This is a genomic window from Corallococcus exercitus (assembly GCF_042231735.1).
Classification (GTDB): domain Bacteria; phylum Myxococcota; class Myxococcia; order Myxococcales; family Myxococcaceae; genus Corallococcus; species Corallococcus exercitus_B.
In genome coordinates this window covers 1,198,526-1,219,811 of the sequence record NZ_CP102577.1, presented here as the reverse complement: position 1 = coordinate 1,219,811, position 21,286 = coordinate 1,198,526, and the positions used below count along the sequence as shown (strand labels likewise).

22 protein-coding genes are annotated in these 21,286 nt (G+C 70.8%); 9 read left to right on the top strand and 13 right to left on the bottom strand.

The genetic code is table 11. The features are described 5' to 3' along the window. Position 1 precedes the first annotated feature (1 nt). Together NR792_RS04615 and NR792_RS04610 are read right to left on the bottom strand one after the other, a co-directional pair. Positions 2–1,009: an alpha/beta hydrolase gene (locus NR792_RS04615; RefSeq protein WP_375758852.1), complete on the bottom strand. Its 1,008-nt coding sequence runs from the start codon at positions 1,007–1,009 to the stop codon at positions 2–4. A gap of 37 nt (positions 1,010–1,046) precedes the next feature. Further along, positions 1,047–2,066: a uracil-DNA glycosylase family protein gene (locus NR792_RS04610; protein WP_375758851.1), complete on the bottom strand. Its 1,020-nt coding sequence runs from the start codon at positions 2,064–2,066 to the stop codon at positions 1,047–1,049. A gap of 222 nt (positions 2,067–2,288) precedes the next feature. Between NR792_RS04610 and NR792_RS04605 the strand changes: the two genes are divergently transcribed. Next, positions 2,289–2,852: an NADPH-dependent FMN reductase gene (locus NR792_RS04605; RefSeq protein ID WP_375758850.1), complete on the top strand. Its 564-nt coding sequence runs from the start codon at positions 2,289–2,291 to the stop codon at positions 2,850–2,852. A gap of 4 nt (positions 2,853–2,856) precedes the next feature. Here NR792_RS04605 and NR792_RS04600 read toward each other — a convergent pair whose 3' ends face one another. Next, positions 2,857–3,675, bottom strand: coding sequence for a helix-turn-helix domain-containing protein (locus NR792_RS04600; RefSeq protein ID WP_375758849.1), 819 nt, complete (start codon positions 3,673–3,675; stop codon positions 2,857–2,859). 147 nt (positions 3,676–3,822) lie between these two features. On the opposite strand from NR792_RS04600, the gene NR792_RS04595 reads away from it, so the two are divergent. From NR792_RS04595 to NR792_RS04585, 3 genes are all read left to right on the top strand, one after another. After that, positions 3,823–4,230 (top strand): hypothetical protein, encoded by a 408-nt coding sequence (locus tag NR792_RS04595; protein WP_375758848.1) that lies wholly within the window; start codon positions 3,823–3,825, stop codon positions 4,228–4,230. An 84-nt stretch (positions 4,231–4,314) separates the two neighbouring features. Further along, positions 4,315–5,220, top strand: coding sequence for a hypothetical protein (locus tag NR792_RS04590; RefSeq protein ID WP_375758847.1), 906 nt, complete (start codon positions 4,315–4,317; stop codon positions 5,218–5,220). Positions 5,221–5,386: 166 nt separating this feature from the next. Next, on the top strand, positions 5,387–5,863 hold the full coding sequence (locus tag NR792_RS04585; protein ID WP_375761566.1) for an SMI1/KNR4 family protein: 477 nt from the start codon (positions 5,387–5,389) through the stop codon (positions 5,861–5,863). A gap of 6 nt (positions 5,864–5,869) precedes the next feature. On the opposite strand, the gene NR792_RS04580 is transcribed toward NR792_RS04585, so the two are convergent. Then, positions 5,870–6,772 carry a LysR family transcriptional regulator gene (locus NR792_RS04580; protein ID WP_375758846.1) on the bottom strand — a complete coding sequence of 301 codons (903 nt, stop codon included), beginning with the start codon at positions 6,770–6,772 and terminating at the stop codon, positions 5,870–5,872. A 116-nt stretch (positions 6,773–6,888) separates the two neighbouring features. Between NR792_RS04580 and NR792_RS04575 the strand changes: the two genes are divergently transcribed. After that, entirely contained in the window at positions 6,889–7,947 is a 1,059-nt protein-coding gene (locus tag NR792_RS04575; protein ID WP_375758845.1) for an SDR family oxidoreductase, read from the top strand. On the opposite strand, the gene NR792_RS04570 is transcribed toward NR792_RS04575, so the two are convergent. Then, on the bottom strand, positions 7,937–8,854 hold the full coding sequence (locus NR792_RS04570) for a LysR family transcriptional regulator (protein WP_375758844.1): 918 nt from the start codon (positions 8,852–8,854) through the stop codon (positions 7,937–7,939). The genes NR792_RS04575 and NR792_RS04570 overlap by 11 nt on opposite strands. 83 nt (positions 8,855–8,937) lie before the next feature. Between NR792_RS04570 and NR792_RS04565 the strand changes: the two genes are divergently transcribed. Continuing rightward, positions 8,938–9,396 (top strand): SgcJ/EcaC family oxidoreductase, encoded by a 459-nt coding sequence (locus tag NR792_RS04565; RefSeq protein WP_375758843.1) that lies wholly within the window; start codon positions 8,938–8,940, stop codon positions 9,394–9,396. Here NR792_RS04565 and coaBC read toward each other — a convergent pair. The 5 genes from coaBC to NR792_RS04540 form a co-directional block, all read right to left on the bottom strand. Next, positions 9,382–10,599: a bifunctional phosphopantothenoylcysteine decarboxylase/phosphopantothenate--cysteine ligase CoaBC gene (gene coaBC / locus NR792_RS04560; protein ID WP_375758842.1), complete on the bottom strand. Its 1,218-nt coding sequence runs from the start codon at positions 10,597–10,599 to the stop codon at positions 9,382–9,384. The two genes, NR792_RS04565 and coaBC, sit on opposite strands and share 15 nt — an antisense overlap. A gap of 40 nt (positions 10,600–10,639) precedes the next feature. Then, positions 10,640–13,618, bottom strand: coding sequence for a carboxypeptidase regulatory-like domain-containing protein (locus NR792_RS04555; protein ID WP_375758841.1), 2,979 nt, complete (start codon positions 13,616–13,618; stop codon positions 10,640–10,642). Between the two features lie 111 nt (positions 13,619–13,729). Beyond that, positions 13,730–15,022 carry a Stp1/IreP family PP2C-type Ser/Thr phosphatase gene (locus NR792_RS04550; protein WP_014396319.1) on the bottom strand — a complete coding sequence of 431 codons (1,293 nt, stop codon included), beginning with the start codon at positions 15,020–15,022 and terminating at the stop codon, positions 13,730–13,732. A 57-nt stretch (positions 15,023–15,079) separates the two neighbouring features. Beyond that, on the bottom strand, positions 15,080–15,592 hold the full coding sequence (locus NR792_RS04545) for an FHA domain-containing protein (protein ID WP_375758840.1): 513 nt from the start codon (positions 15,590–15,592) through the stop codon (positions 15,080–15,082). Positions 15,593–15,669: 77 nt separating this feature from the next. Beyond that, positions 15,670–16,284, bottom strand: a complete 615-nt coding sequence (locus tag NR792_RS04540) for a hypothetical protein (RefSeq protein ID WP_375758839.1) — start codon at positions 16,282–16,284, stop codon at positions 15,670–15,672. A gap of 110 nt (positions 16,285–16,394) precedes the next feature. Here NR792_RS04540 and NR792_RS04535 point away from each other — a divergent pair, with 110 nt between their 5' ends. Then, positions 16,395–16,589 (top strand): hypothetical protein, encoded by a 195-nt coding sequence (locus NR792_RS04535; protein WP_375758838.1) that lies wholly within the window; start codon positions 16,395–16,397, stop codon positions 16,587–16,589. A gap of 15 nt (positions 16,590–16,604) precedes the next feature. Here the strand turns inward: NR792_RS04535 and NR792_RS04530 are convergent, their stop codons facing one another. The 3 genes from NR792_RS04530 to NR792_RS04520 all read right to left on the bottom strand — a co-directional run bounded on the left by NR792_RS04530 (position 16,605) and on the right by NR792_RS04520 (position 19,515). Beyond that, positions 16,605–17,189, bottom strand: a complete 585-nt coding sequence (locus NR792_RS04530) for a DUF2716 domain-containing protein (RefSeq protein ID WP_375758837.1) — start codon at positions 17,187–17,189, stop codon at positions 16,605–16,607. Positions 17,190–17,410: 221 nt separating this feature from the next. Next, positions 17,411–17,947: a hypothetical protein gene (locus NR792_RS04525; protein WP_375758836.1), complete on the bottom strand. Its 537-nt coding sequence runs from the start codon at positions 17,945–17,947 to the stop codon at positions 17,411–17,413. Positions 17,948–18,060: 113 nt separating this feature from the next. Further along, positions 18,061–19,515, bottom strand: a complete 1,455-nt coding sequence (locus tag NR792_RS04520) for an RluA family pseudouridine synthase (protein ID WP_375758835.1) — start codon at positions 19,513–19,515, stop codon at positions 18,061–18,063. A 71-nt stretch (positions 19,516–19,586) separates the two neighbouring features. Between NR792_RS04520 and NR792_RS04515 the strand changes: the two genes are divergently transcribed. Next, positions 19,587–20,411 carry a helix-turn-helix domain-containing protein gene (locus NR792_RS04515; RefSeq protein ID WP_375758834.1) on the top strand — a complete coding sequence of 275 codons (825 nt, stop codon included), beginning with the start codon at positions 19,587–19,589 and terminating at the stop codon, positions 20,409–20,411. 65 nt (positions 20,412–20,476) lie between these two features. Then, a complete protein-coding gene (locus tag NR792_RS04510) occupies positions 20,477–21,250 on the top strand; it encodes a dienelactone hydrolase family protein (RefSeq protein ID WP_375758833.1) in 774 nt (257 codons plus the stop codon). Positions 21,251–21,286: the final 36 nt, after the last annotated feature.

Here is a 21,286-nt window from a genome sequence, read left to right as displayed (position 1 = left end):
ATCAGTCCGCGGCCAGGCGCGGCACCAGCACCGACAGCGACCGCTCGAAGCGGTACGACACGCCCGAGTGCCCGTCCTCGAACTCCTCGTGCACCACGTCCACGCCGCCGGCCTTCAAGTCGTCCGCCACCATGCGCGTGCCCCAGCGCAGGTTGAACTCGTCGCGGGTGCCGGCGTCCAGGTAGACCGTCTTGAGCTTGCGGAACGAGTCCAGGAACTTGGGCACGAAGCGCACGGGGTCGTGCACCAGCCACCGGTTCCACACGTCCAGGCGCAGCTTCGCGTTGTGCTGCTCGAAGGGCAGCTCCAGGTTGAGCGGCTCGCCCTTCTTCGGCGAGTACGCCGCCGCCATCGCCAGGATGTTGATGACCGGGAAGTCGTCGCCGCGCACCTTGGTGTCCCGCGCGCGCTGACGCAGCTCCGTCACCCATGTGTCCACGCCGCCGGCCTTCATCAGCGCGGTGGCCGCCTTGGGCAGGTCCGGCAGGTACGAATATTCGAAGTAGGAATCCGGCGCGTGCGCGCCCACCAGGGAGAACACCTCCGGGTGGTAGCGGCCCATCACCAGCGCGCCGTAGCCGCCGGAGCTGTGGCCCACCACCGCGCGCGACGCGGCCTTGGGCAGCGTGCGGAAGGTCTTGTCCACGAAGCCGACCACGTCCTTGATGAGGTAGTCGCGGTAGCGGCCAATGGCGTCGCTGTTCACCCACTGGCTGCCGCCCAGCTTCGTCCACGCGTCCGGGAAGACGCCGATGACGGGCGGAATGGTGCCGGCTTCGATGAGCGCGTCCAGGCGGTCCGGCACGGAGGGCGAGAAGCCGGACGCGTTGGTCCAGGAGCCGCCGCCGTTGCCGAAGGCGTGCAGGAAGTAGACGGCCGGGTAGCGCTGCGTGCCCGCGGCGTAGCCCGGCGGCAGGTACACGGTGAGCCGGCGGCGGGCCGGATCTCCCAGCGGGTTGTTCTCCAGCGCGGGGGACTGCACTTCGCGCGTCTCGAGCACTCCCTTCATCGGTGCCTCTCCTGGTCGTCGCGGTGCGCCGCGCGGTCTATGCGCTGGAGCCCGGGTGCTTGCCGAACAGCTTCATCACCTGCTGCAGGTCCTCCCACGCCTTGCGCTTCTCCGCGCTGTTGCGCAGGAGGTACGCGGGGTGGAAGGTGGGCATGAGCTGGATGCCCTCGTATTCGCGCCACTGGCCCCGCATGCGGGTGATGGGGGTGGTGTCCCGCAGGAGCGTCTGCGCCGCGAACTTGCCCAGCGCGACGATGACCTTCGGCTGGATGGCGAGCAGCTGCGAGCGCAGGAAGGGCTCGCACGCGGCGATCTCATCCGGCTCCGGGTTGCGGTTGCCGGGCGGGCGGCACTTCACGACGTTCGCGATGTAGACGTCGTTCCGGGTGAAGCCCATGGCGCCGATCATCTTGGTGAGCAGGTCGCCCGCGGCGCCCACGAAGGGCACGCCCTGGAGGTCCTCGGTCTCACCGGGGCCCTCGCCCACGAACACCAGGTCCGCGCGCGGGTTGCCGGAGCCGAACACGATGTTCTTGCGGCCCGTGCACAGCTTGCAGCGGCGGCAGTCGCCCAGCTCGCGGCGGATCTGATCCAGCGTGGGGCGCTCGCCCTCCACGACGCCGGGCAGCGCGCCGTTGTAGCGGGGCGTCGACTTCGGCACGTCCAGCAGCATCCCCGGAGCAGGCGGCGGCGCGGCGCGAGGGGCCGGGGTGTCGGAGGCCAGCGGGCGCGACGCGGCCATGGGGGCGCGAGGCGGGGCGGCGGCCATCGGCGCGCCCAGCGGCTGCTTCATCGCGGCGTGCAGGGCGTCGCGCGTCGGCGACTCCGCCGGGGGCCGGGGAGGCGGGGGGGCGGCGGCCGGCTCGGGGGCCCTGGTCCGGGCAATCATCGAGCGCACGGACGAGGCGGCGGCGCGCTGCTGCTGGAGCTCGGCGGCGACCTTCGCGTCGACGAGGAGCGAGCGGCCCGCGGTCTCCTCCTGCCAGAGGAGGTGGCGGCGCACGTCCTGGAGCACGTCGGCCAGCTCCTGCGCGGAATCAGGCGTGTCGTCGTTCACGGTCGTGGATCGGTATCGGAGGAGCTGTCCCGGTGCAAGGAAGCAGCCGGGGAAGTTGCCTGTACGCTTAGCCCAGGGTCGGGGCTTGCGCCACCTTCCGGGCGGATGCGCCGGGCTCTGGTCGAATCAGGACACACCCCGGGCGAACCCTCCTTGCCTCCGGGCGGACGCGGGGAAGATGGCGGGCGGACGTCCTACCCGTTTTCCAGGAGCCCCTCGCACATGATCAAGGTGGCCATCGTCGTTGGAAGCACCCGGCCGGGCCGCAAGGCGGACAAAGTCGCCAGCTGGGTCCACGACATCGCGAAGAAGCGCGGCGACGCCACATACGAGCTCGTCGACATCCAGGACTTCAACCTGCCCCTCCTGGACGAGCCGACCCCGCCGTCCATGGGCAAGTACACCCAGGAGCACACGAAGCAGTGGAGCGCGGCGGTGGCGAGTTACGACGCCTACGTCTTCGTCACGCCCGAGTACAACCACGGCCCGTCCGGCGCGCTGAAGAACGCGCTCGATTTCGTCTATGGCGAGTGGAACAACAAGGCCGCCGGCTTCGTGGGCTACGGCAGCGCGGGCGGCGTGCGCGCGGTGGAGCAGCTGCGCCTCGTCGCCGCGGAGCTGCAAATGGCCACGGTGCGCGCGCAGGTGCAGCTGTTCCTGTCCACCGACTTCGAGCACTACACCGTCTTCAAGCCGGATCCGCACAAGGAGAAGCAGGTGAACGCGCTCCTGGATCAGCTCGTCTCCTGGGGCACGGCGCTGCGCACGGTGCGCGTGAAGCCGTAGCGCCTCAGGTGTCCTGGCGGGCCCTCTCCGTGGCGGCCCGCCGCAGCGCCTCCGCCGTGTCGGGGTCCGCCGGGAAGAACGACTCGATGGCCAGCTCCGCGAGCGTGATGTCCACGGGCGTGCCGAACACGGTGGTGGTGCTGAAGAGGGACAGCCGCCCCAGCGACGTGCGCACGCGCAGGGGCACCACCACGCCCGCGAAGTCGCGCGCCTTCGCGTCCGGGGCGGCCTCCGGCACCGGGTAGCCCTTCAGCTCCTCCAGGAGCGCCGCGAGCGTGGCGTCCGCGCTGGAGTCCACCTGCCGGTGCAGCCGCGTGAGGACGTGGTCGCGCCACTGGCGCAGGTTCTCGATGCGCGGCGCGAGCCCGTTCGGGTGCAGGCTCAGGCGCAGGACGTTGACGGGCGGCTGGAGCATCTCCGGCGGCAGGTCGGCCAGCAGCACGCCCACCGCGCGGTTCGCGGTGACGAGCGTCCAGTGCCGGTCCACCGCGAGCGCCGGGTAGGGCTCATGGCCCGCGAGCACCAGCTCCACGGCCTCGCGCGTGGCGGTGAGCGCGGGGTCGTCCAGGGGGCGCTCGGAGAAGACGGGGGCGAAGCCCGCTGCCACCAGCAGGCCGTTTCGGTCGCGCAGGGGCACGTCCAGTTCCTCCGCCAGGTGGAGCAGCATCTCGCGGCTGGGCTGGGAGCGGCCGGTCTCCAGGAAGCTCACGTGCCGGGTGGAGACCTCCGCGCGCAACGCGAGGTCCATCTGGCTCAGCCCGCGCCGCTGACGCCAGCCGCGCAGCAGCTCTCCCACGGGCCGGCTCTGCTGAAGGCTCGTCATGGCCGGGAAGATAGGGGGCCCACGTCAGCGCTTCCATTCCCTCGGAGGTAATCGACACCGCGCGGCCCGGCTCGCATCTTGTCCATCAACGACGGACGGCTTCACGGCCTCCGCCGTTTCCAACTCTTCGCAAGGGAAACGTGTGCCATGAGCGTCAAGAACGTGTCGGGAAGCCTGTTGCGCCGCGCGCTGCTGCTGGACGGCGTCGCCAGTGGAGCCATGGGCCTGTTGATGGCGGCGGCCGCGGGCCCCCTGGGGCCGCTGCTGGGCCTGGAGCCGGGCCTCTTGCGTGCGGCGGGGCTGGGGCTCATCCCCTTCGCCCTGCTGCTCGGGTATTTGGCGTCGCGAGACACCCTGCCCTCGTGGCCGGTGTGGTTCGTGGTCGCGGTGAACGCGCTGTGGGTGGTGGACAGCGTGCTCCTGATGACGCACGGCCCGACGGCGCCCACGGGGCTCGGGGTGGCGTTCGTCACGGCGCAGGCGCTGGCGGTCGCGGTGTTCGCGGCGCTGGAGTACGCGGGGCTGCGGCGCGGCACGACGGCGGCGCTGGCCTGAGCGCTTCGCCGAGTGTCCGGTTCGCGCGGCCCGGGCCTCACGCCGTGCCGCGCGGCCCGCCGGGCATTGCTATCGTGGGGGGACATGACTTCCTTCCCGCGCCCGTGGCTCGTCATCGCAGCGCTGTCCTCCGGAGTCATTGGCTGCGCCACGCTTGGAGGCGCGCAGGGAAAGGACCTGGTGACGCTGCGCTACGGCTGGCCGGAGCAGGCAGCCATCCGGGTGATGCACACGGTGGACGTGCGGACGGACTGGAGCGGCCGGATGACGGCGCAGCGCCGGTACGCGATGCGGCTCGGGCCCGTGGATGAGGAGGGGCGCCGGAGGTTGGTCATCCAGGACGTGGAGATCATCGAAGCCCCCTTCCCCGCCTTCGTGGAGCCGCTGGCCACGTCCATCATCGACGCGAAGGGGGACTTCCAGGGGATTGATCCGCTGGAGGACGGGCCCGGCCGGGACCTGTTGGATGCGCTGCCGGTCAGCCCGCGGAAGAAGGCGCAGATGACGAAGGCGCTCACGAACGGACTGGAGCGGGAGGCCCGCAACCGGTGGAACGAGTGGGTGGGCAGCTGGCACGGGGCGCGCTTCAAGCCAGGGCAGACGGAGGTCGTGTCCACGACAATGTCCGTGGGCACCGGGCAAAAGAAGACCGAGGAGGTCCCCGCCGAGGAGCGCGTCCGGCTGGACGTGGGAGTGCCCTGCTCCGAAGCCGAGCCGGAGCCCCGGTGCGTGAAGCTGAAGCTCGTGCGGGAGCCCGTGGGACAGACGGATGAGACGCAAGGACGGTACGCGCACGTGGAACTGGAGTTGGTGACGGATCCGGCGACGCTGCTGCCGTACTCCTCGCGAGTCATCCGCATGGACCGCGTGGACTGGAGCGGTGGCAACGGTGAGCCTGACTTCCATGAGGCCGTGCACGTGGAGCAGCACACGTTCCTCCATGGAGTGGAAGGGTCACCGGGACAGGTTGCGGTCGTGGAGCAGCGTTAGTCCGAGCCTGGTTGGCGGGCGCGCTCTTGCCGCGCTATCACCGCTTGCCGTGACAGCCATTCTGCGTGCCGCGAGCGCGGCGTTCGTCCTTGCCCTTGTTGGATGCGGCTCGGCCACGGTTGGTACGACGGGCAAGCCCGCCATGGCGCATGGTTCGGAGATCTCCATGTCCATGAAGCGCTTGCTGGCTGAAGTCTCCACCCATCACTTTCCCAACCCACCGGCGACGCCCGCGCAGATAGCCGCCTTCGAGGCACGCGTTGGATGGAAGCTGGACGAAGACCTGCGAGCCTTCTACCTGCACTGCAACGGGGCGACGCTCTTCGCCCCGCTCCCAGACGTCAATTACCACCTGCTGCCGCTGGATCGCATCGAGCGAGCTCGCGCTGCCATCAGAGGCAGCGAAGAGGACGCGGACGGGTCGCCGTCGCACTACACGTTGGTAGACATGCAGGACACCAACTTCGTCATCCTGGACGTAGCCACGCCAGAGAACGGCAGCTACCCACTGCTCGACGCTTTTCATGAGACGTATCCAGACGAGGCTCCTCGCATCGCGGCATCCTTCGCGGAGTTCCTGGAGAAGGCGCTGCGCAGTGGCAACCGCTCGTTCTGGCTGAGCAGCGGACCCTTGGAGGAATAGGAGCGCTCAACCCAGCCCCACTTCGCCGAAGTAGTCGAGGAACGCGCGGATGCGTGCTGGGAGCTGCCTCGCGGGATCGAGGAACACCGCATGGAACGCCTCGGTGTCTCCGGGGTTCCGGTCCTCCATCACCACGATCAGCCGTCCTGCCCGCAGGTCCTCGCGGACCATGAACACCGGGATCCGAGCGAGCCCTGCTCCCGCGAGCGCCAGGTGCCGCACCGCCTCTCCGTCACTGACCTGCACGTTGCCGACACACGGAATAGAAACCGGAACGCCTCGCTCCACGAAGGGCCAGTGCTGCGCGGAGCGCGCGTAGCTGAAGCCCAGGCGGTTGTGCTTCTCCAGGTTCGCGACCGTCCTCGGCGTCCCTTCGCGCTTCAAGTACTCCGGTGAGCCGACGACGTGGAAGCGCGTCTCCCCCAGCTTCCGCGCGATGAGCTTGGACGACTTGAGCGGACCCGCGCGGATGGCCACGTCCGCGCGGTCCTCCAGCAGGTCCACCACCTGATCCGTGAGCCCGATGTCCAACCGGATGCCCGGATACCGGGACTGGAACGCGGGCACCTGCGGCAGGAGAACGTGCGTCCCATAGGGCACGTTGGTGTTCACGCGCACCCGGCCCGAAGGCGCGTCGTGTGACGTGACACCGCGCTCGGCGGCCTCCAGCTCCGCGAGCACCTGGACGCTGCGCTCGTAGAAGACGCAGCCCTCGGACGTGAGCTGGAGGCCCCGGGTGTTGCGGTGGATGAGCCGCGCGCCCAGGCGGGCTTCCAACCGCGCGACGAGCTTGCTGACCGCCGACGGCGTCATCCGCAGCGTGCGCGCCGCCGCGGAGAATCCCTCCTGCTCCACGACCCGGACGAAGACCTCCATCTCTCCGGAGCGATTGATTTCCAGACGGGCCATTGAATTGAACTCACAAGTCCTGTGCCTGGAGCGGCTCTACCTCGTGACACGGCACGCGAATACTAGACCCGTGCGGCCCCGGAAACGGATCCACGTGGGGCCGCATGGAGAATCCCATGTCTTCCCCCAAGAACGTGGCCCTGGTCGTCGGGGCCCATGGCATCGCTGGCCTCAACTTCATCGAACACCTGGAAGCGCTCGGCGGCTGGGAGGTCATCGGCCTGTCCCGCCGTGGAGGCGAGCCGCGCAAGGGCGTGCGCTTCATCTCGGTGGACCTGCTCGACGCGGCCGACAGCCGCGAGAAGCTGAGCGGCCTGACGCAGGTGACGCACATCTTCTACGCCGCCTATCAGGACCGCCCGACGCTCGCGGAGCTGGTGGCGCCCAACGTCGCCATGCTCGTCAACGTGGTGGACGCGGTGGAGCCCGTCGCCCGGAACCTCCAGCACATCAACCTGATGCAGGGCTACAAGGTCTATGGCGCGCAGCTGGGCCCCTTCAAGACGCCCGCCCGGGAGACGGACGCGGCGCACATGCCGCCCTCGTTCAACGTGGATCAGCAGGTGTTCCTGGAACAGCGCCAGCGGGGCAAGGCGTGGACGTGGTCCGCGCTCCGCCCGTCCGTCGTCGTGGGCTACGCGATGGGCACGCCGATGAACGCGGCGCTGGCCATCGCGGTGTACGCATCCATGTCCAAGGAACTGGGCATCCCGCTGCGCTTCCCCGGGCCGCCGTCCGCCTACGACATCCTCATGGACCTCACGGACGCGAGGCTCCTGGCGCAAGCCATGCTGTGGTCCGCGACGAGCCCACAGGCCGCGAACCAGGCCTTCAACATCAACAACGGCGACCAGTTCCGCTGGAGCGACCTGTGGCCGAGGATCGCCCGCATGTTCGACCTGGAGGTGGCCCCTCCCCTCCCCATCTCCCTGGTGGAGACGATGGCGGACAAGGCGCCACTCTGGGACGCGATGGTCGCGAAGCACGGGCTCGCGCCTCATCCGTACACGGACATCAATCCCTGGCGGCATGCCCAGGGGGTGTTCTCCACGAACTTCGACTTCCTCGCGGACCCGTCCAAGGCTCGCCGCCACGGGTTCCCGGGGCACATCGAAACAGAGGCGAGTTTCCGCGAGGTCTTCGCGGACTACCGCCGCCGCAAGGTCATTCCCTGAGCGCTTCGACCACGAGAGAGCGGAAGTAGCGCGCACCCGGGTCCGCGTCCGTCCGGGTGTGCCAGATGAGCGACTTGGTCATGCGCGGTGAGGGAAACGGCATCTCCACCGTGCGCAGGGGCAGCATGTCGCAGAAGGCCCGGGCGACCCGGCGGGGCACACCGGCCACCAGGTCGGAGCGGGCCGCCGCCAGCGCCGCCGCGAAGAAGTGCGGGACGGCGAGCCCCACCTCCCGCGTGAGCCCGCGCTCCTTGAGGATGCGCGCATGCTGCTGGGCGCCGATGCCCGGGCGCCCTTCCGCGAGGTGCAGGTCGATGTGCTTCGACGTGTTGTAGAGCGCCTTCGTCAGCGTCTTGCCTCGGATGCGCGGATGGTCGCGGCGTACGAGCAGCACGGCGTCATCCGTGTACAGCGGTTCGGCGTGGCACCCCGGTCCCGTGGCCTCCGCTGGGCCCAACGCCACGTCCACCGCGCCCGTGGTGAGCCCATCCCGTTCGACGAGGTAGTCGATGCTCACGACGCGCAGGAGCGCGGCGGGAAGACGCTTCTCGAACAGCGCCGCGAGCACCGGCACGTCGGAGACACCATGGTGGTCCGCGCCCGCCAGGGTGAAGGTCCGCGTGCACGTCTCCGGCTTGAAGCCCTGCCCTCCCTCCAGCGCCAGCTGGAGCTGACCCACGGCGGACGCGATGAAGGGCCGCAGTTCTTCACACCGGGGCGTCGGCACCAGCCCCCGTCCGCTGCGCACCACCAGCGGGTCTCCCAGCACGTCGCGCAGCCGGGCCAGCGCGTTGCTCACCGCGGACTGCGTGACGTGAAGCTCCCGCGCCGCACCGGTCGCGCTGCCGGACTCCAGCACCGCGTGCAACACGAGGAACAGGTTGAGGTCGATGGCGGAGAGATTCACGGCCGTGATTCTAACCATCATGGACCATCACTGGTGGAGATGGCCTTCAGGGCCGTAGTCATGGGCGCAGAAAGCGAGGCCCCATGTCTTCCGCCACCGAAGCCGCCGCCATCCGCGAGCGCATGCAGCAACTTTACGAATGCTGGAACCAGGGCGATGCCCAGGCCTACGCCGCGTGCTTCACGGAGGACGTGGACTACGTCGCCTTCGACGGCAGCCACCTCAAGGGACGGCAGGCCAATGCGGAGGCCCACCAGGCCCTCTTCGACGGTGTCCTCCGGGGCTCCACGCTCGACGGTGAGGTGAAGTCCCTGCGCTTCCTCGCGCCGGACGTGGCGCTCATCCACACCGAAGGCGTCGTCCAGCTGCGCTGGCAGCGCAAGGCTCCCAAGGGCCGGCGCTCCATCCAGACCACGGTCGCCGTGAAGCGCGAGGGCATCTGGTACTTCACCGCCTTCCAGAACACCCGCATCCAGCCGCCCAACGCCTTCGCGCGCTTGATGCTGCGGCTGATGGCGCCGAAGCGCTCAGCCTCGCGGTGACACGAGCAGCAGCGACAAGATTTCGCCCGCCACCGCGCGCTTGCTCCCCTGCAACACGCGGTCGGGGCCACCACGCGAAATCACCGTCACGCGGTTCGTGTCCGTCCCGAACCCCGCGCCCTCGGCGGTGACGTCGTTGGCGACGATGGCGTCCAGCCCCTTGCGCTCCAGCTTCTCGCGCGCGTGCTCCACCACCCGCTCCGTCTCCGCCGCGAAGCCCACCAGCACGGGACGCTTCGCCCGGCCCGCCACCTTGCGCGACGCCTCCAGCAGCACGTCCGGCGTGCGGACCAGCTTGAGGTTCTCCGGGCCCTCGCCCTTCTTCACCTTCTGCGGCGCTCGCGTCTCCGGCCGCCAGTCGCTCACCGCCGCCGTGGCGATGAACGCGTCCGCGGACTCCACGCGCGACAGCACCTCGCGCGCCATGTCCTCCGCGCTCACCACGTCCACCACCTCCAGGCCCGTGCGGTCCACCGCGCCCACCGGGCCCAGCACCACCGTCACCTTCGCGCCCAGCGCGCGCGCCTCGTGCGCCAGCGCCAGGCCCATCTTCCCCGTGGACGGATTGGAGATGAACCGCACCGGGTCCAGGTACTCGCGCGTGGGGCCCGCCGTCACCAGCACCGTCCTGCCCGTCAGCGGACCGCCGCCCAGCCTCGCCGCCACCGCGGACACGATGGCGCCCACGTCCGCCAGCCGGCCCGAGCCCACGTCTCCGCACGCCAGCATCCCCGCGCCCGGCCCCACCGTGCTGAAGCGCGCCTCCGTCAGCAGCGACGCCACGTTCTCCTGCGTCCGGGCGTTCTCCCACATGGCCACGTTCATCGCGGGCGCCAGCACCACCGGCCCCTTGAAGGCGAGCAGCGACGTCGTCACCGCGTCACCGCCGAAGCCCGCGCGGATCTTCGCGATGAGGTCCGCCGTCGCGGGCGCCACCACGTAGGCCTCGCCCCAGCGCGCCAGGTCCAGGTGGCCGAAGTTCCCCTCCTGCGCCGGGTCGAAGTAGTCCGTGAGCGGCGGGTGCCCCACGAGCGCCTGGAAGGTCAGCGGGGTGACGAACTGGCGCGCAGCCTCCGTCATGGCCACCCGCACCTCCGCGCCCGCGCGGCCCAGCTCACGCACCAGCTCGCAGGCCTTGTACGCCGCGATGCCGCCACCCACGCCGACGATGATGCGGCGACCCTTCAATGCGGATGCGTCCATGCGGCTTCATTACGCGGCAGCCCGCCCGGTCGCAACACGACTACCGCAGGGACACCTCACCCTGGGAGGGAACGTCCACCGCGCGCACCACCGGGCCCGTCCCCGGCATCTCCGCGTGGAAGTAGCCCCACACCAGCGTGTAGCGGCCCGGCCGCAAGCCTTGCACCACCACCCGCTCCGACATGGGCTGGTACACGAGCTGCGCGTAGCGCGAGCGCAGCAGCTCCGTGGGCGGATTGCCCACCGCGCCCACCTCCCCCGGCACCACCCACAGCGCCTTGCCCCGCTCCGGCTGGAGCAGCACCGTCACCGAACCCGTGCCCGGCACCGGCCCCAGGTCCAACGTCATGTCCGCGCCCGCCACCTGCACCACCACCGCCGGCTCGCCCATGCCTCCGCGAGGCCCCACCACGAAGCGATAGCTGCCCGGCGACAGGTCCGCGCTGTAGCGGCCATCCGCGCCGGTGATGAGCGACACCGTCTCGCTGCGGTCCGCGTTGAGCCCCTCCACCTGCGCGCCCGCCGCGGGCTGGCCGTTCGCCAGGTACACCCGGCCCGTCAGGCGCGTCGCGGGCTTGAGGGTCAGCTCCACCGGCGCCGTGCTCCCGCGAGGCACCTCCTGCGTGCCGCTCACCTTGCCCTTGCGCGCGGACACCGTGAAGCGCGGCACGAAGGGAGGGCTCGCCAGCGTGAAGGTGCCGTCCGGCCCCGACAGCACCGACCCGTCGCACACGTCGCACGTCACCACCGCGTCCGGCACCGGGCCTCCGGACGCATCCCGCACGCGGCCGGACACCGACGGTGCCTTCACCAGCACGATGTCACCCATGTCCGGCGGCGACGACGGGCGGTCCACCACCTGGGGCTCGTACCCCGCCGCGTCCACCGCGACGATGAGCCGGTCGCCCGCCGTGGACAGCGGCAGCTCGAAGCGTCCATCCGGGCTGTTCACGTCGTGCTCGTCCACCCGGAAGCGGCGCACCGGCTGGCCGGAGTCGTCCACCACGCGGCCCCGGAACGTCGAGCGCTTGCGCATCTTCACCCGCACCGGCGGCCCGCCCGCCTTGCCCTGCGGACGCTCCATCACCTCGTAGCCCGCGTGGCGCGCCTCCACCGCGTACGTGCGGTCCGGCCGCAGCGCGCGGAACTCGAAGTGGCCGCTGGAGTCCGACTGCGTCGGCTCCGCCACGCGCGGCGACACGCTCATCGCCGCGCCCACCACCGGCTGGCCGTCCTCGTCCACCACGTCGCCCACGAGCTGCGCGCCGGCCTCCAGCTCCACCGTCACCTGCTGCCGGGCGCCGTCCTGCACCGTCACCGCCTTGGGCCCGGACTGGAGGTACTCCGGATGCGACGCCATCAGCTGGTACGTGCCCGGCGGCAGCCCGCGCATGGGCACCACGCCGTCCGGCCCCGAGGGGCGGTCGCTGCGGAAGATGTTCTCCGGATCCGCCCACATCACCACGTCCGCGCCCTCCACCCGCCGGCCGCCGCTGGACACCGTCACGTCCGCGCCCGCCTTCGCCTCCAGCGACAGCGTCACGTCCGTCGCGGGCGCCGTCGCCTGCACGCTGCCGCCGCCCCACTCGGAGTGGTGCGCGTGCAGCGTGTAGAGCCCGGGCATGGGCACCTGCGCGGTGAAGCGGCCGTCCTCGCCCGCGTTCACCACCTCGCCGGTGGGCTGCACCAGGACGGACACGCCCGACGCGGGCCGGCCGTACTCGTCGATGACCTGCCCGCGGATGACCGTGGCCTTCGCCAGCTCCAGCTCCAGCGGCGTCTCACCCGGTGCCACGCGCGCCGGCAGCTGCGCCGCGGTGAAGCCCTCCGCCTGCCCCTCCAGCACGTACTCGCCCGGCGCCAGCGGCCCCAGCTCCGCCAGCGCCCCGGTGGGCACCGCGTCGCGGCGGATGAGGTCGCCCGCCACCGTGCGCAGGAGCAGCTGCGGGTTGGGCACCGGCTGGCCGTCCTCGTCCACCACCGTGACGAGCAGCCGGCCCGCCGCCTCCAGCACCAGCGTCACCTGCGTCACCCGCTGCGACAGCGTGAGCGTCTGGGGCGCGGAGCCGAAGCCCGGCGCCTCCGCCGTCACCACCACCTCGTCCGGGTACAGGCCGTTGAAGCGCACCGGCCCGCCCTGCGCCTCCGTGTGCTCCTCGCGCGTCAGGTGGTCGCCCCTCAGCCGCACCGTCGCCGCCGCGGGCGCCCCGTCGCGCGTCACGCGAACCTCCAGCGTGCGCGACGGCGTCAGCTTCAGGCGCAGGGGCTGCGAGTCCGCCTCCACCTGCTGCGCCACCGCGGGCTGGAAGCCCTCCGCGTCCGCGAGCACGTAGAAGGGCCCCTCGCCCAGGCCGGACAGCATGAAGGCCCCGCCCGCGCCCGCCACGGCCTCGAAGGGCAGCGGCACCTTGCGCGACACCGCGCGCACGCGCGCCCCGGGCTTCGCCTGTCCGGAGTCGTCCACCACCGTGCCGGTGATGCTCCGCAAGGGCGGCAGGTACAGCTCCACCGGCTCTCCCGGCGCGGCCCGGTCCCTGAGCGCCACGCCCAGCCCCGCGGCGCGGGCCCAGACGGTGAAGGACACGCCCGCCAGGTGCTCGAAGCGGAACCTGCCTTCCGCGTCCGTGCGCACCGTGGCGCGCGCCGTGAGGAAGCCCTGCTGCTGTTCGAAGAAGGCCCGCGTGTGCAGCGCCGTCTCATGCGCGGTGCAGGCCAGGAGCGCCAGGCCGCACTCGTCGCACCGCACGTCCGCCAGCGTCCGCTCCGCCGACGCCGCGAGCGACACCTCCGCGTCCGCCACCGGCCGGCCGCCGCCGTCCAGCACGCGCCCGGTGAGCGTCAGCCCCTCCTGCGCGCCGGAGGACACCGCCACCGCGTTGAAGGCGGGCATCCCCTGGCGGATGGAGCTGGCGGAGACGGGCGACACGGGACGCGCGGCGGGAGCGCCCCACCGGGGCCCCAGCACGAGGGCGGTGATGGCCAGCACGGCGGCCACCGCGATGAAGACCCATTTGCGCATGTGTACGCGGCCGGGACCTTACTCTCCGGCCGGCCCCCCAACGACGGTTTCCCCCGGGAAATTCCAGAGCGTCCTGTTGAGGACGTCCCGGGGGCCCGTGGGGTTCCCGGATCAGTCTTCCGCGAACGGCTGGATGGCCTGCGCCACCGCCAGCTCCTGCCGGGCCTCGCTCAGCTCCGAGTTGGTGGCGCGAAGCCGGTCGCTCAGCACCTGCACGAAGCTCCAGAGCATCTTCACCGCGAGGATGGCCTCGCGCTTCATCAGCCCCATGAGGTCCGAGCGGGCGATGACCATGGTCCGCGTGGGCTCCGTGGCGCGCACGGTGGCCGAGCGGGGCGCGTTGTCGATGAGGCCCATCTCGCCGAAGTGCCCGCCCGAGCGCAGCTCCGCGATCTCCACGCCGTTCTTCTCGATGGCCACCCGGCCCCGGATGACGACGAAGAGCTCCTCGCCCGGCTGCCCCTCCACCACGATTTCCCGACCCGCCGGGTAGGTGCGCGTGGTGGCGATGGACAGCACCGCCGTCTGCTCCTTGTAGGTGAGGTGGCGGAAGAGCGGGATCTTCCGCAGCGCCTCCATGCGCGACTGCGCCTCGCTCGTCTCCTCGCTGGCGAGCGCCGCGCTGTCGCCGGCCACCTTCACCACCACGGCGGTGATGTTGTCCTTGCCGCCGCGCTCGTTGGCCATCTCCACGAGCTTGCGCGGCAGGTCCCCGGGCTGCAGCCCCGCGACCAGGGGGAGGATCTCTTCGTCCTCGATGTAGCCGTGCAGGCCGTCGGAACAGAGGAGGAACACGTCGCCGGGCATCAGGTCCACGATGAGCGTGTCGACCTGGACGGACTCCTGGATGCCCACCGCGCGGGTGATGACGTTGCGGTACTGCGAGGTGGCGGCCTGCTCCTTGGTGATGGTGCCGGCCTTGAGCTGGGCGGCGACGAGCGTGTGGTCCTCGGTGAGCCGGTGGCACTGTCCGTGCCGCACCAGGTACACACGGCTGTCGCCCACGTGGCCGATGACGCCCTTGTTGCCGCCCACGGCCAGGCACACGAACGTCGTGCCCATGCCGCGCTTGGAGGCGTCCGTCATCGCCGTGCGGTAGATGTCCGCGCACGCGCGCTGCACCGCCACCTCCACCAGCGCGGCGGCGGCGGAGCGGCTGTCCGCGGTGGGGTTCTGCGCCAGGTCCTTGAGCAGGTGCCGGTTGGCCGCGATGTGCTGCTTGACGACCTCCGTGGCCCGCGCGCTGGCGACTTCACCCGCGGCGTGTCCGCCCATGCCATCGGCGACCATGAACAGGCCGAGCGACGCGTCCACCATCATCGCGTCTTCGTTGTGTTGCCGTTTCCGGCCGACATCGGTCAGCCCGAAGGCTTCTGTGGTCAAGGCCACCGCGAACGCTCCCATCCGTGCCTAGAGGGTGACTCCGCACGTTACGCAGGCCGCCGAAGACGTGGCAAGGCTTCAGGGTTGTAGACGCACAGCCAGCAGGCGCGTGAAGCCGCCGGCCGTGTAGAAGCTGACCTCCACCTGACCGAAGCGCAGCCGCACCCCGTCCTCCACCGGCATGGGTTTGCGAGCCAACAACCGGCCTCCCGCCACGTACGAGCCGTTCTTCGAGCCCGCATCCGTCAGCAGGAAACCCGTATCCCCCGGGTCCCGTGAAAACCACGCGTGGAAGCGGGACACGCTGCCGTCATCCAGGACGACGTCGTTGTTGCTGGTGCGCCCCACGGTGATGCCCCGGCCGAAGGCGTTGCCCTGGCACTTGAGCACCGGGAAGACGACGGGTTCGTCCTGGCCGAGCGTCGGCGGGCCCGCGTTCGTCACGGTGCGCAGCGGGTACTCCTCCAGGTCGGCGGGAGTCACCCCGCCCAAAGGAGGCGTGAAGAGGAGGACCGCCGCGGGGAGTCCCCGTTCGAACTCCTCGCGGTTGCGCAGGTAGCGCGCGACGTGGGCACTGAGCAGCTCGACCATGGGGCGTGAACGTGGACGCGGCGCCCGGCCCGCACCGGCAGGCGGGGCCGCTCCCGCTCACGGAGTGTACCGCGCCCCTACCGCCAATCCGCGAAAAATCCGATGTTCACGCCACCCACGAAGTCCCGCGCGAGGCTGCGTCTCTTGAGGCCGAAGGGCTCCGAGTAGCCCAGGGCGAGCCCCACGCCCACGTCCCGTTGCAGCTGGTAGCCAATCTGGATGCGGCCCTGGACGCTGCCCGCGGTGCGGCGGTCCGGGGGCTGGGTGGTGAAGTGGGCGCCGTAGAAGGTGGGGCCGCCCGTCACCTGGAAGCCCCAGTGGGCCTTGCCCGGCAGGTGGTTGCGGTAGCCGAAGCCCACCTGCGCGGTGTGCTCGTAGTAGGAGGACACCGGCAGGAGGAAGCCCTCCATCGCCGTGTCGGGCAGCGACGCCGCCCATCCCACCCCACCCTCCAGGATGGCGATCCACGCGTCCTTGCGGTCCTGGAAGAGGGTGAACTCCCACTGCACGCGCACGTTGGGGATGACCGCGCCGTTGTTGAACTGCGTGCCCAGGAACACGCCCCGGGGCAGCCAGGCGGGCGTGCGCGACACGTGGCTCCGCAGGTCATCCGGCCCGCGCGACTGCGCGGCGGCGGAGGTGGAGACCACGGCGAGTGAAATGACCAGCAACGTTCGAGCGAGGTGGAGCATGGGACGCTATCCACCGTGGCAGCGCGCACTTGTCAACGAAGTGTTCCGTTGGCTATGACACGCAGCGCCCTTCTGCCCGTCGCGGGAGGTCACCAGGAGCGGAACACCGAATGCCAGTCGTCACGGTCCGGGCCAGCAGCAAGCAGGGTCCGGCGCAGCTCGACACGCTGGTTCGCAAGGTCACGCAGAAGACGTCGGGGCTCCTGGAGGAGAACGACCGGGTGCTGGTCGTCTACGGCGAGGGGCAGGCCAGCCTCTACTACGAGGGCGCGCCCCGTCCGCGTGCCGTGCCCCGCCCGGCCTGACGTTCCCGCGGTCCCTCAGTCGTCAGGCCCGAGCCTGCGCGCGCGCTGGAAGAGCGCCGGCGGGTCGCGGTCCACGGCGGCGATGAGGCGGTGTCCCAGCAGCTCGTAGGTCTCCGTCTCGATGGGGCCACGGCCCGGGGCCTCCAGCCCGTCGAAGTTGCCCACGCGGTAGCGCGCCGCGAAGACGAAGTGGAAGTCCGGCGGCGCGAAGAGGTGTTCGGGGTCCCCCGCCGGGTGGACGTCCATGGCCCAGCGCGGCTCGAACGCCAGCGGGTGGATGCCTCGCTCCACCTGCTCCATGTGTTCGCGCGTGTAGAGCCCGGTCATCTCCTGCAGCGTCGCGCCGGCCTCGAAGCGCACGTGCGGGTAGAGACGGAAGCACGGGTGCTGCGGATCCAACGCGTAGAGCCAGCCGCCGGGCGGGGTGAGCTCGCGGAACACGGCGAGCATCCGAGCCGCCAGGTCGCGATAGAGCTCCAGCCGGGCGTCGTGCTCCAGGCGGAAGAAGGCGTCGTCGATGACGAAGCGCACATTGCCCTGCTCCGCGGACGGCCACGCATGGTCCAGCGCGTGGCGCTCCGCGTCGGCTGACAAGGGCATCCAGGCTTCGGGTTCTGGCTTGAGCTCGAGCACGACCTTGTCCCCCCCATTCCGCGAAAGCCAGGGTATGCGCGCAACGCAGGAAACGCGCAAGCACCTGCCGGGAGGGGTCCGTGTCTGTCATTTGACGTCCCCCTACGGAGAGGGCCGGAGCTGTGAGTCTTTGAAGACCGCACCGGGTGTCGCGCGGTGGACGGCGCGCTGGCGAGGGGAGCGCACGCCTACGGCAGCTCGGCCTCGTCCCCCAGGAACGTGTAGCTGAAGGTCCCTACGCGGGCGCCCTGGCCGCCGTTGACCTCCTCGAACGTGCCCCGCACCACCGTCCCCGCGTAGTCGATGGTGAGCTGGCTGTTCTGGATGCGGCCATTGCCCAGGCGGAAGTCCAGCCAGAGGTTCTCTCCGAGCTCCGCGGGCACGGGGCACACGTGGAGCTGATCCGGGCGCACGTCGCGCAGGTACTCGGACTCCACCTCGCCGCCTTCCGCGCCGGGCTCGGTGACGTTCGCGTAGGTGGCGGAGAGGGAGCACTTCAGCTTGTTCATCGAGATGATGGCGTCGTCGTCGTTGTAGACGTTGAAGCCCACGTCCAGCTCCCCTTCCGACTGCTTCGCGCCGGTGTCGAGCTGGAGCTCCAGGTTGTACGTCCCCTGGTACTTGCGGTTGATGTCGTCCTCTCCGCAGCCGGTCAGCGCCGTCGCGGCGAGCAGCGTTCCCGCGAGGATGGACTTCGAGCGGCGGTTCTTGAGCGCGTGGATCATGGGGTTCCTCTCCAAGGTGGGGGTTCTGTTCACGAAGGGCCTTGCCGCCCTTCCCTATCCACTTGGTCTCCGCGGGCCGCTGGATTGATCAAATCATCCGCACGGTCCTGCATTCAAAACGGAGCGGGCGACGTGAACACCAGACGTTCGCCCGAGCGAGGATGCACGAAGGCCAGCGCCTCGGCATGGAGCATCAGCCGTGCGTCCTCTCGTCCCAAGCGCGCGTCCCCCAGGATGGGAAGTCCCAGCCCCAGCGGATGCGCGGCATGGATACGCAACGCGTGGGGAAGTCGGGTCGTCAGCACGAACTCCACCCGGGTCCGGGAGGCCTCGCGCCGGAGCACCTTCCACGCGCTCAGGGTCCGCTTGCCGTGGCGTGCGTCCACGCAGTCCTCGAGGGATGCGTGGGCCGTTCCGCGCAGGGGCAGGTCGATGGTGCCGGCGTCTTCCGCCACGGGGCCGTCCAGCCAGGCGACGTGGCGGTGCTCCGCCTCGCGGCGGGAGAACTGGCGCTGGAGCGAGGCGCGCGTCTCCGCGTCCCGCGCGATGACCAGGAGGCCGGAGGCGTCGGGCTCCAGTTCGTGGAGGAAGCTGGCGGGGGTCAACTCCGGGAACCGGGCCTGGAGCCGGACGAGCAGCGAGTCGCGCGTGGGCGCATGGCGTCCAGGGAGCGTGGGCAGTCCCACGGGCTTGTCGACCACGAGGAGCCACGGGTCCTCATGGAGGACGCGCGGCCCGGCGCTGACCGTCGCGACGGGAGCCGGCAATTCCACCGCCAACCCCTGCAACATGAACGGCAGCACCGTGCCGCACTTGTTGTCACACGCGGGGTAGTACGCACCGGACTCGCGGCGGCCATCCAACGGCGGCGCGCCCCACCAGAACTCCGCGAGCACGAGCGGCGTGAGCCCCTGGCGAAAGGCATACGCCAGCAGCTTGGGCGCCGCGCAGTCACCCGCGCCGCCGGGAGGAGGCTTTGGCGCGAACAGCGCGGCCAATGTCTGGGTTTCGCCGCGCGCATTGGGAATGACATATCCCTGAGTCACCTGCCGCCACAGTGCTCGCGAACGTTCAGCGCGCACGTGCTCCACTTCCGCCCGGCGCGCTTCCACCTCCCGGAGCGCGTGAGCGGCACCCTGCGCTCGCAGTGCCTCGGCTTCCCGGCACAGCTCCGCATGCCGTTGTTCCAGCGCGGCCAGCTCCGCCTCGCCCGAGGGCCAGAACGCGTCGCGGTCCTGGGGATCGAACAGCGGCGGCACGAAGCCCTCCACGGTCCACGCGCCACCCAGCATCCCGGAGAACGCGCTCAGGAACCCCACCTGTCCATCCGGTGTGGCGACCACCAGGACGCCGAACATCTTGCCGCCGCCGGGCCGCCACAAGACGTCGCGGGACGTGGGGTCCTGCCGCAGCCGCTGCTGGAGGGCTTCCGCCGCCCGGAGACCCCAGGGGCCAGGCGGTGCCGCGTGGAAGGGGTTCGCCAGCCGCGCGGGCAGGTCTTCAGGCCGTGGCCCCTCGAAGAGCGTCAGGGTCCGGATGAGCTCCGCCTCGTCTGTTCGGGTCTTCATCCGGGCCCCATCATCCCCTGAATCGTCCGGCGACGGGCGACTACGCTGGCGGGTGGAGGCCGAGACACGCCGTGCACTTCCTCAAGCAAGCTCCCGCCGCGCCGCTGTCGCCCTTCGTACTGGGGTACTGGTTCATCCAGGACCTGAAGGGCGCCTACGCGGGACGGCCCATCCAGACCTCCCCGTCCCCGGCGGCGGTGCTGACCCTCAACTTCGGCCGGCCGTGCTCGAGCGACTTCGCGGCGGGAGCCCCGCGAGCATCGCTCCTGGGAATCCAGTCCCGCCGCCGTGAGTGGCGCTCTGGCGAGGGCTGCGCCTTCGTGATGGTCATGCTGAAGCCGGCCGGACTCGCGCGCCTCTTTCCCGCGAGCGGGCGGTCCACGGGGGACGACCTGCTGGAGCTGGGCGCAGTGCTGGGCGATGGGCAGGCCCGGCGGCTCGTGGAGGACCTGTCGGCCGCGTGGGAGCCCCACCAGGTCACCGCGCGCCTGGATGCGTGGTTGCTCCGGAGGCTGGCCACGACGAATCCCCTTTCCGAAACCGAGCGGCTCGCTCGGGCCTGGGAGGTGCTGCGCCGCACGTCTCGCGTGGAAGCCGCGGCACGGACGGTGGGCGTGTCGACGCGGCAGCTGGAGCGCGGCTTCCAGGAGCACGTCGGTCATTCGCCCCGGCAGCTGCTCGCACTGGAGCGGATCCACTCCAGCATGCTCGCGGCGCAGACGGGCCAGGGGGATCCACTTCAAGGCTTCAGCGATCAAGCCCATCGCATCCGGACGTGGCGTCGCTACCTGGGGCTGACGCCCGGACGGCTCGACGGGGCGCCCCGCTCGATGATGGCGGACTACTTCAATCCCAGCCGGGAGGGCTCGGCCGCGGCGCTCGCGCACTTCCTGTGACGCCTTGCGCATGTCGCATTCGTTCAAGACGGCCCGGCCGTGGCGGGGGCAGCGTGGGCTCCACCATGCCCCTCCATGCCGAGACCCACGACTACGCCGACGGGGACACCCTCTGTGAAGGGTACGTCGCCTACGAGTCCGCCCACGATGGCCCGCGTCCTTGCGTCCTGATTGCCCATGCCTGGGATGGACAGAACGCCATCATCCGCGGGATGGCGGACCGGTTCGCGGCCCAGGGCTACGTGGGCTTCGCCCTGGATGTGTATGGGAAGGGGGTCCGGGGAGACGTGACGGGAGACAACTCCCACCTCATGGGGCCCTTCATGGAGGACCGTGCGCTGCTGCGCCGGCGCATGCTCGCGGCCCTGGAAGCGGCGAGGCGCCATCCGCGCGTCGACCCCTCACGCGTCGCGGTGCTGGGCTATTGCTTCGGAGGCCTCTGCGCACTCGACCTTGCCCGCGCGGCGCCGGCGGGACTGAGGGGCGCCGTGAGCGTCCACGGAATGCTCCACCCGCCACGCCTGGGCCCCCAGCCCCCCATCTCCGCGAGCATCCTGCTCCTGCATGGCTGGGAGGATCCGACCGCGAAGCCCGACGCGGTGCTGGCCATCGCACGGGAGCTGACGGAGGCGGGCGCCGACTGGCAGCTCCAGGCCTACGGCCACGCGATGCACGCCTTCACCTTTCCCGGCGCCAACCGTCCCGAGGCGGGCATCCAGCACCACCCCGTCGCCGCCGGACGCGCGGACGCCGCGTTGCGGACGTTCCTGGCGCAGGTCCTGGGTGAAGCGGCTCCGGCCAGAGGGCAAACTGGAGGTTCGGAGCCGGGGCACGGATGACGGGTGGCCTGCCCGGCGTTCATGCTCCGGAGCCTG

Bases quoted from the DNA above. Each gene is read 5' to 3' on its own strand.
- NR792_RS04615 (WP_375758852.1), bottom strand. From the start codon at position 1,009: ATGAAGGGAGTGCTCGAGACGCGCGAAGTGCAGTCCCCCGCGCTGGAG.
- NR792_RS04605 (WP_375758850.1), top strand. From the start codon at position 2,289: ATGATCAAGGTGGCCATCGTCGTTGGAAGCACCCGGCCGGGCCGCAAG.
- NR792_RS04600 (WP_375758849.1), bottom strand. From the start codon at position 3,675: ATGACGAGCCTTCAGCAGAGCCGGCCCGTGGGAGAGCTGCTGCGCGGC.
- NR792_RS04595 (WP_375758848.1), top strand. From the start codon at position 3,823: ATGAGCGTCAAGAACGTGTCGGGAAGCCTGTTGCGCCGCGCGCTGCTG.
- NR792_RS04590 (WP_375758847.1), top strand. From the start codon at position 4,315: ATGACTTCCTTCCCGCGCCCGTGGCTCGTCATCGCAGCGCTGTCCTCC.
- NR792_RS04585 (WP_375761566.1), top strand. From the start codon at position 5,387: ATGTCCATGAAGCGCTTGCTGGCTGAAGTCTCCACCCATCACTTTCCC.
- NR792_RS04580 (WP_375758846.1), bottom strand. From the start codon at position 6,772: ATGGCCCGTCTGGAAATCAATCGCTCCGGAGAGATGGAGGTCTTCGTC.
- NR792_RS04575 (WP_375758845.1), top strand. From the start codon at position 6,889: ATGTCTTCCCCCAAGAACGTGGCCCTGGTCGTCGGGGCCCATGGCATC.
- NR792_RS04565 (WP_375758843.1), top strand. From the start codon at position 8,938: ATGTCTTCCGCCACCGAAGCCGCCGCCATCCGCGAGCGCATGCAGCAA.
- coaBC (WP_375758842.1), bottom strand. From the start codon at position 10,599: ATGGACGCATCCGCATTGAAGGGTCGCCGCATCATCGTCGGCGTGGGT.
- NR792_RS04555 (WP_375758841.1), bottom strand. From the start codon at position 13,618: ATGCGCAAATGGGTCTTCATCGCGGTGGCCGCCGTGCTGGCCATCACC.
- NR792_RS04550 (WP_014396319.1), bottom strand. From the start codon at position 15,022: ATGGGAGCGTTCGCGGTGGCCTTGACCACAGAAGCCTTCGGGCTGACC.
- NR792_RS04545 (WP_375758840.1), bottom strand. From the start codon at position 15,592: ATGGTCGAGCTGCTCAGTGCCCACGTCGCGCGCTACCTGCGCAACCGC.
- NR792_RS04540 (WP_375758839.1), bottom strand. From the start codon at position 16,284: ATGCTCCACCTCGCTCGAACGTTGCTGGTCATTTCACTCGCCGTGGTC.
- NR792_RS04535 (WP_375758838.1), top strand. From the start codon at position 16,395: ATGCCAGTCGTCACGGTCCGGGCCAGCAGCAAGCAGGGTCCGGCGCAG.
- NR792_RS04530 (WP_375758837.1), bottom strand. From the start codon at position 17,189: ATGCCCTTGTCAGCCGACGCGGAGCGCCACGCGCTGGACCATGCGTGG.
- NR792_RS04525 (WP_375758836.1), bottom strand. From the start codon at position 17,947: ATGATCCACGCGCTCAAGAACCGCCGCTCGAAGTCCATCCTCGCGGGA.
- NR792_RS04520 (WP_375758835.1), bottom strand. From the start codon at position 19,515: ATGAAGACCCGAACAGACGAGGCGGAGCTCATCCGGACCCTGACGCTC.
- NR792_RS04510 (WP_375758833.1), top strand. From the start codon at position 20,477: ATGCCCCTCCATGCCGAGACCCACGACTACGCCGACGGGGACACCCTC.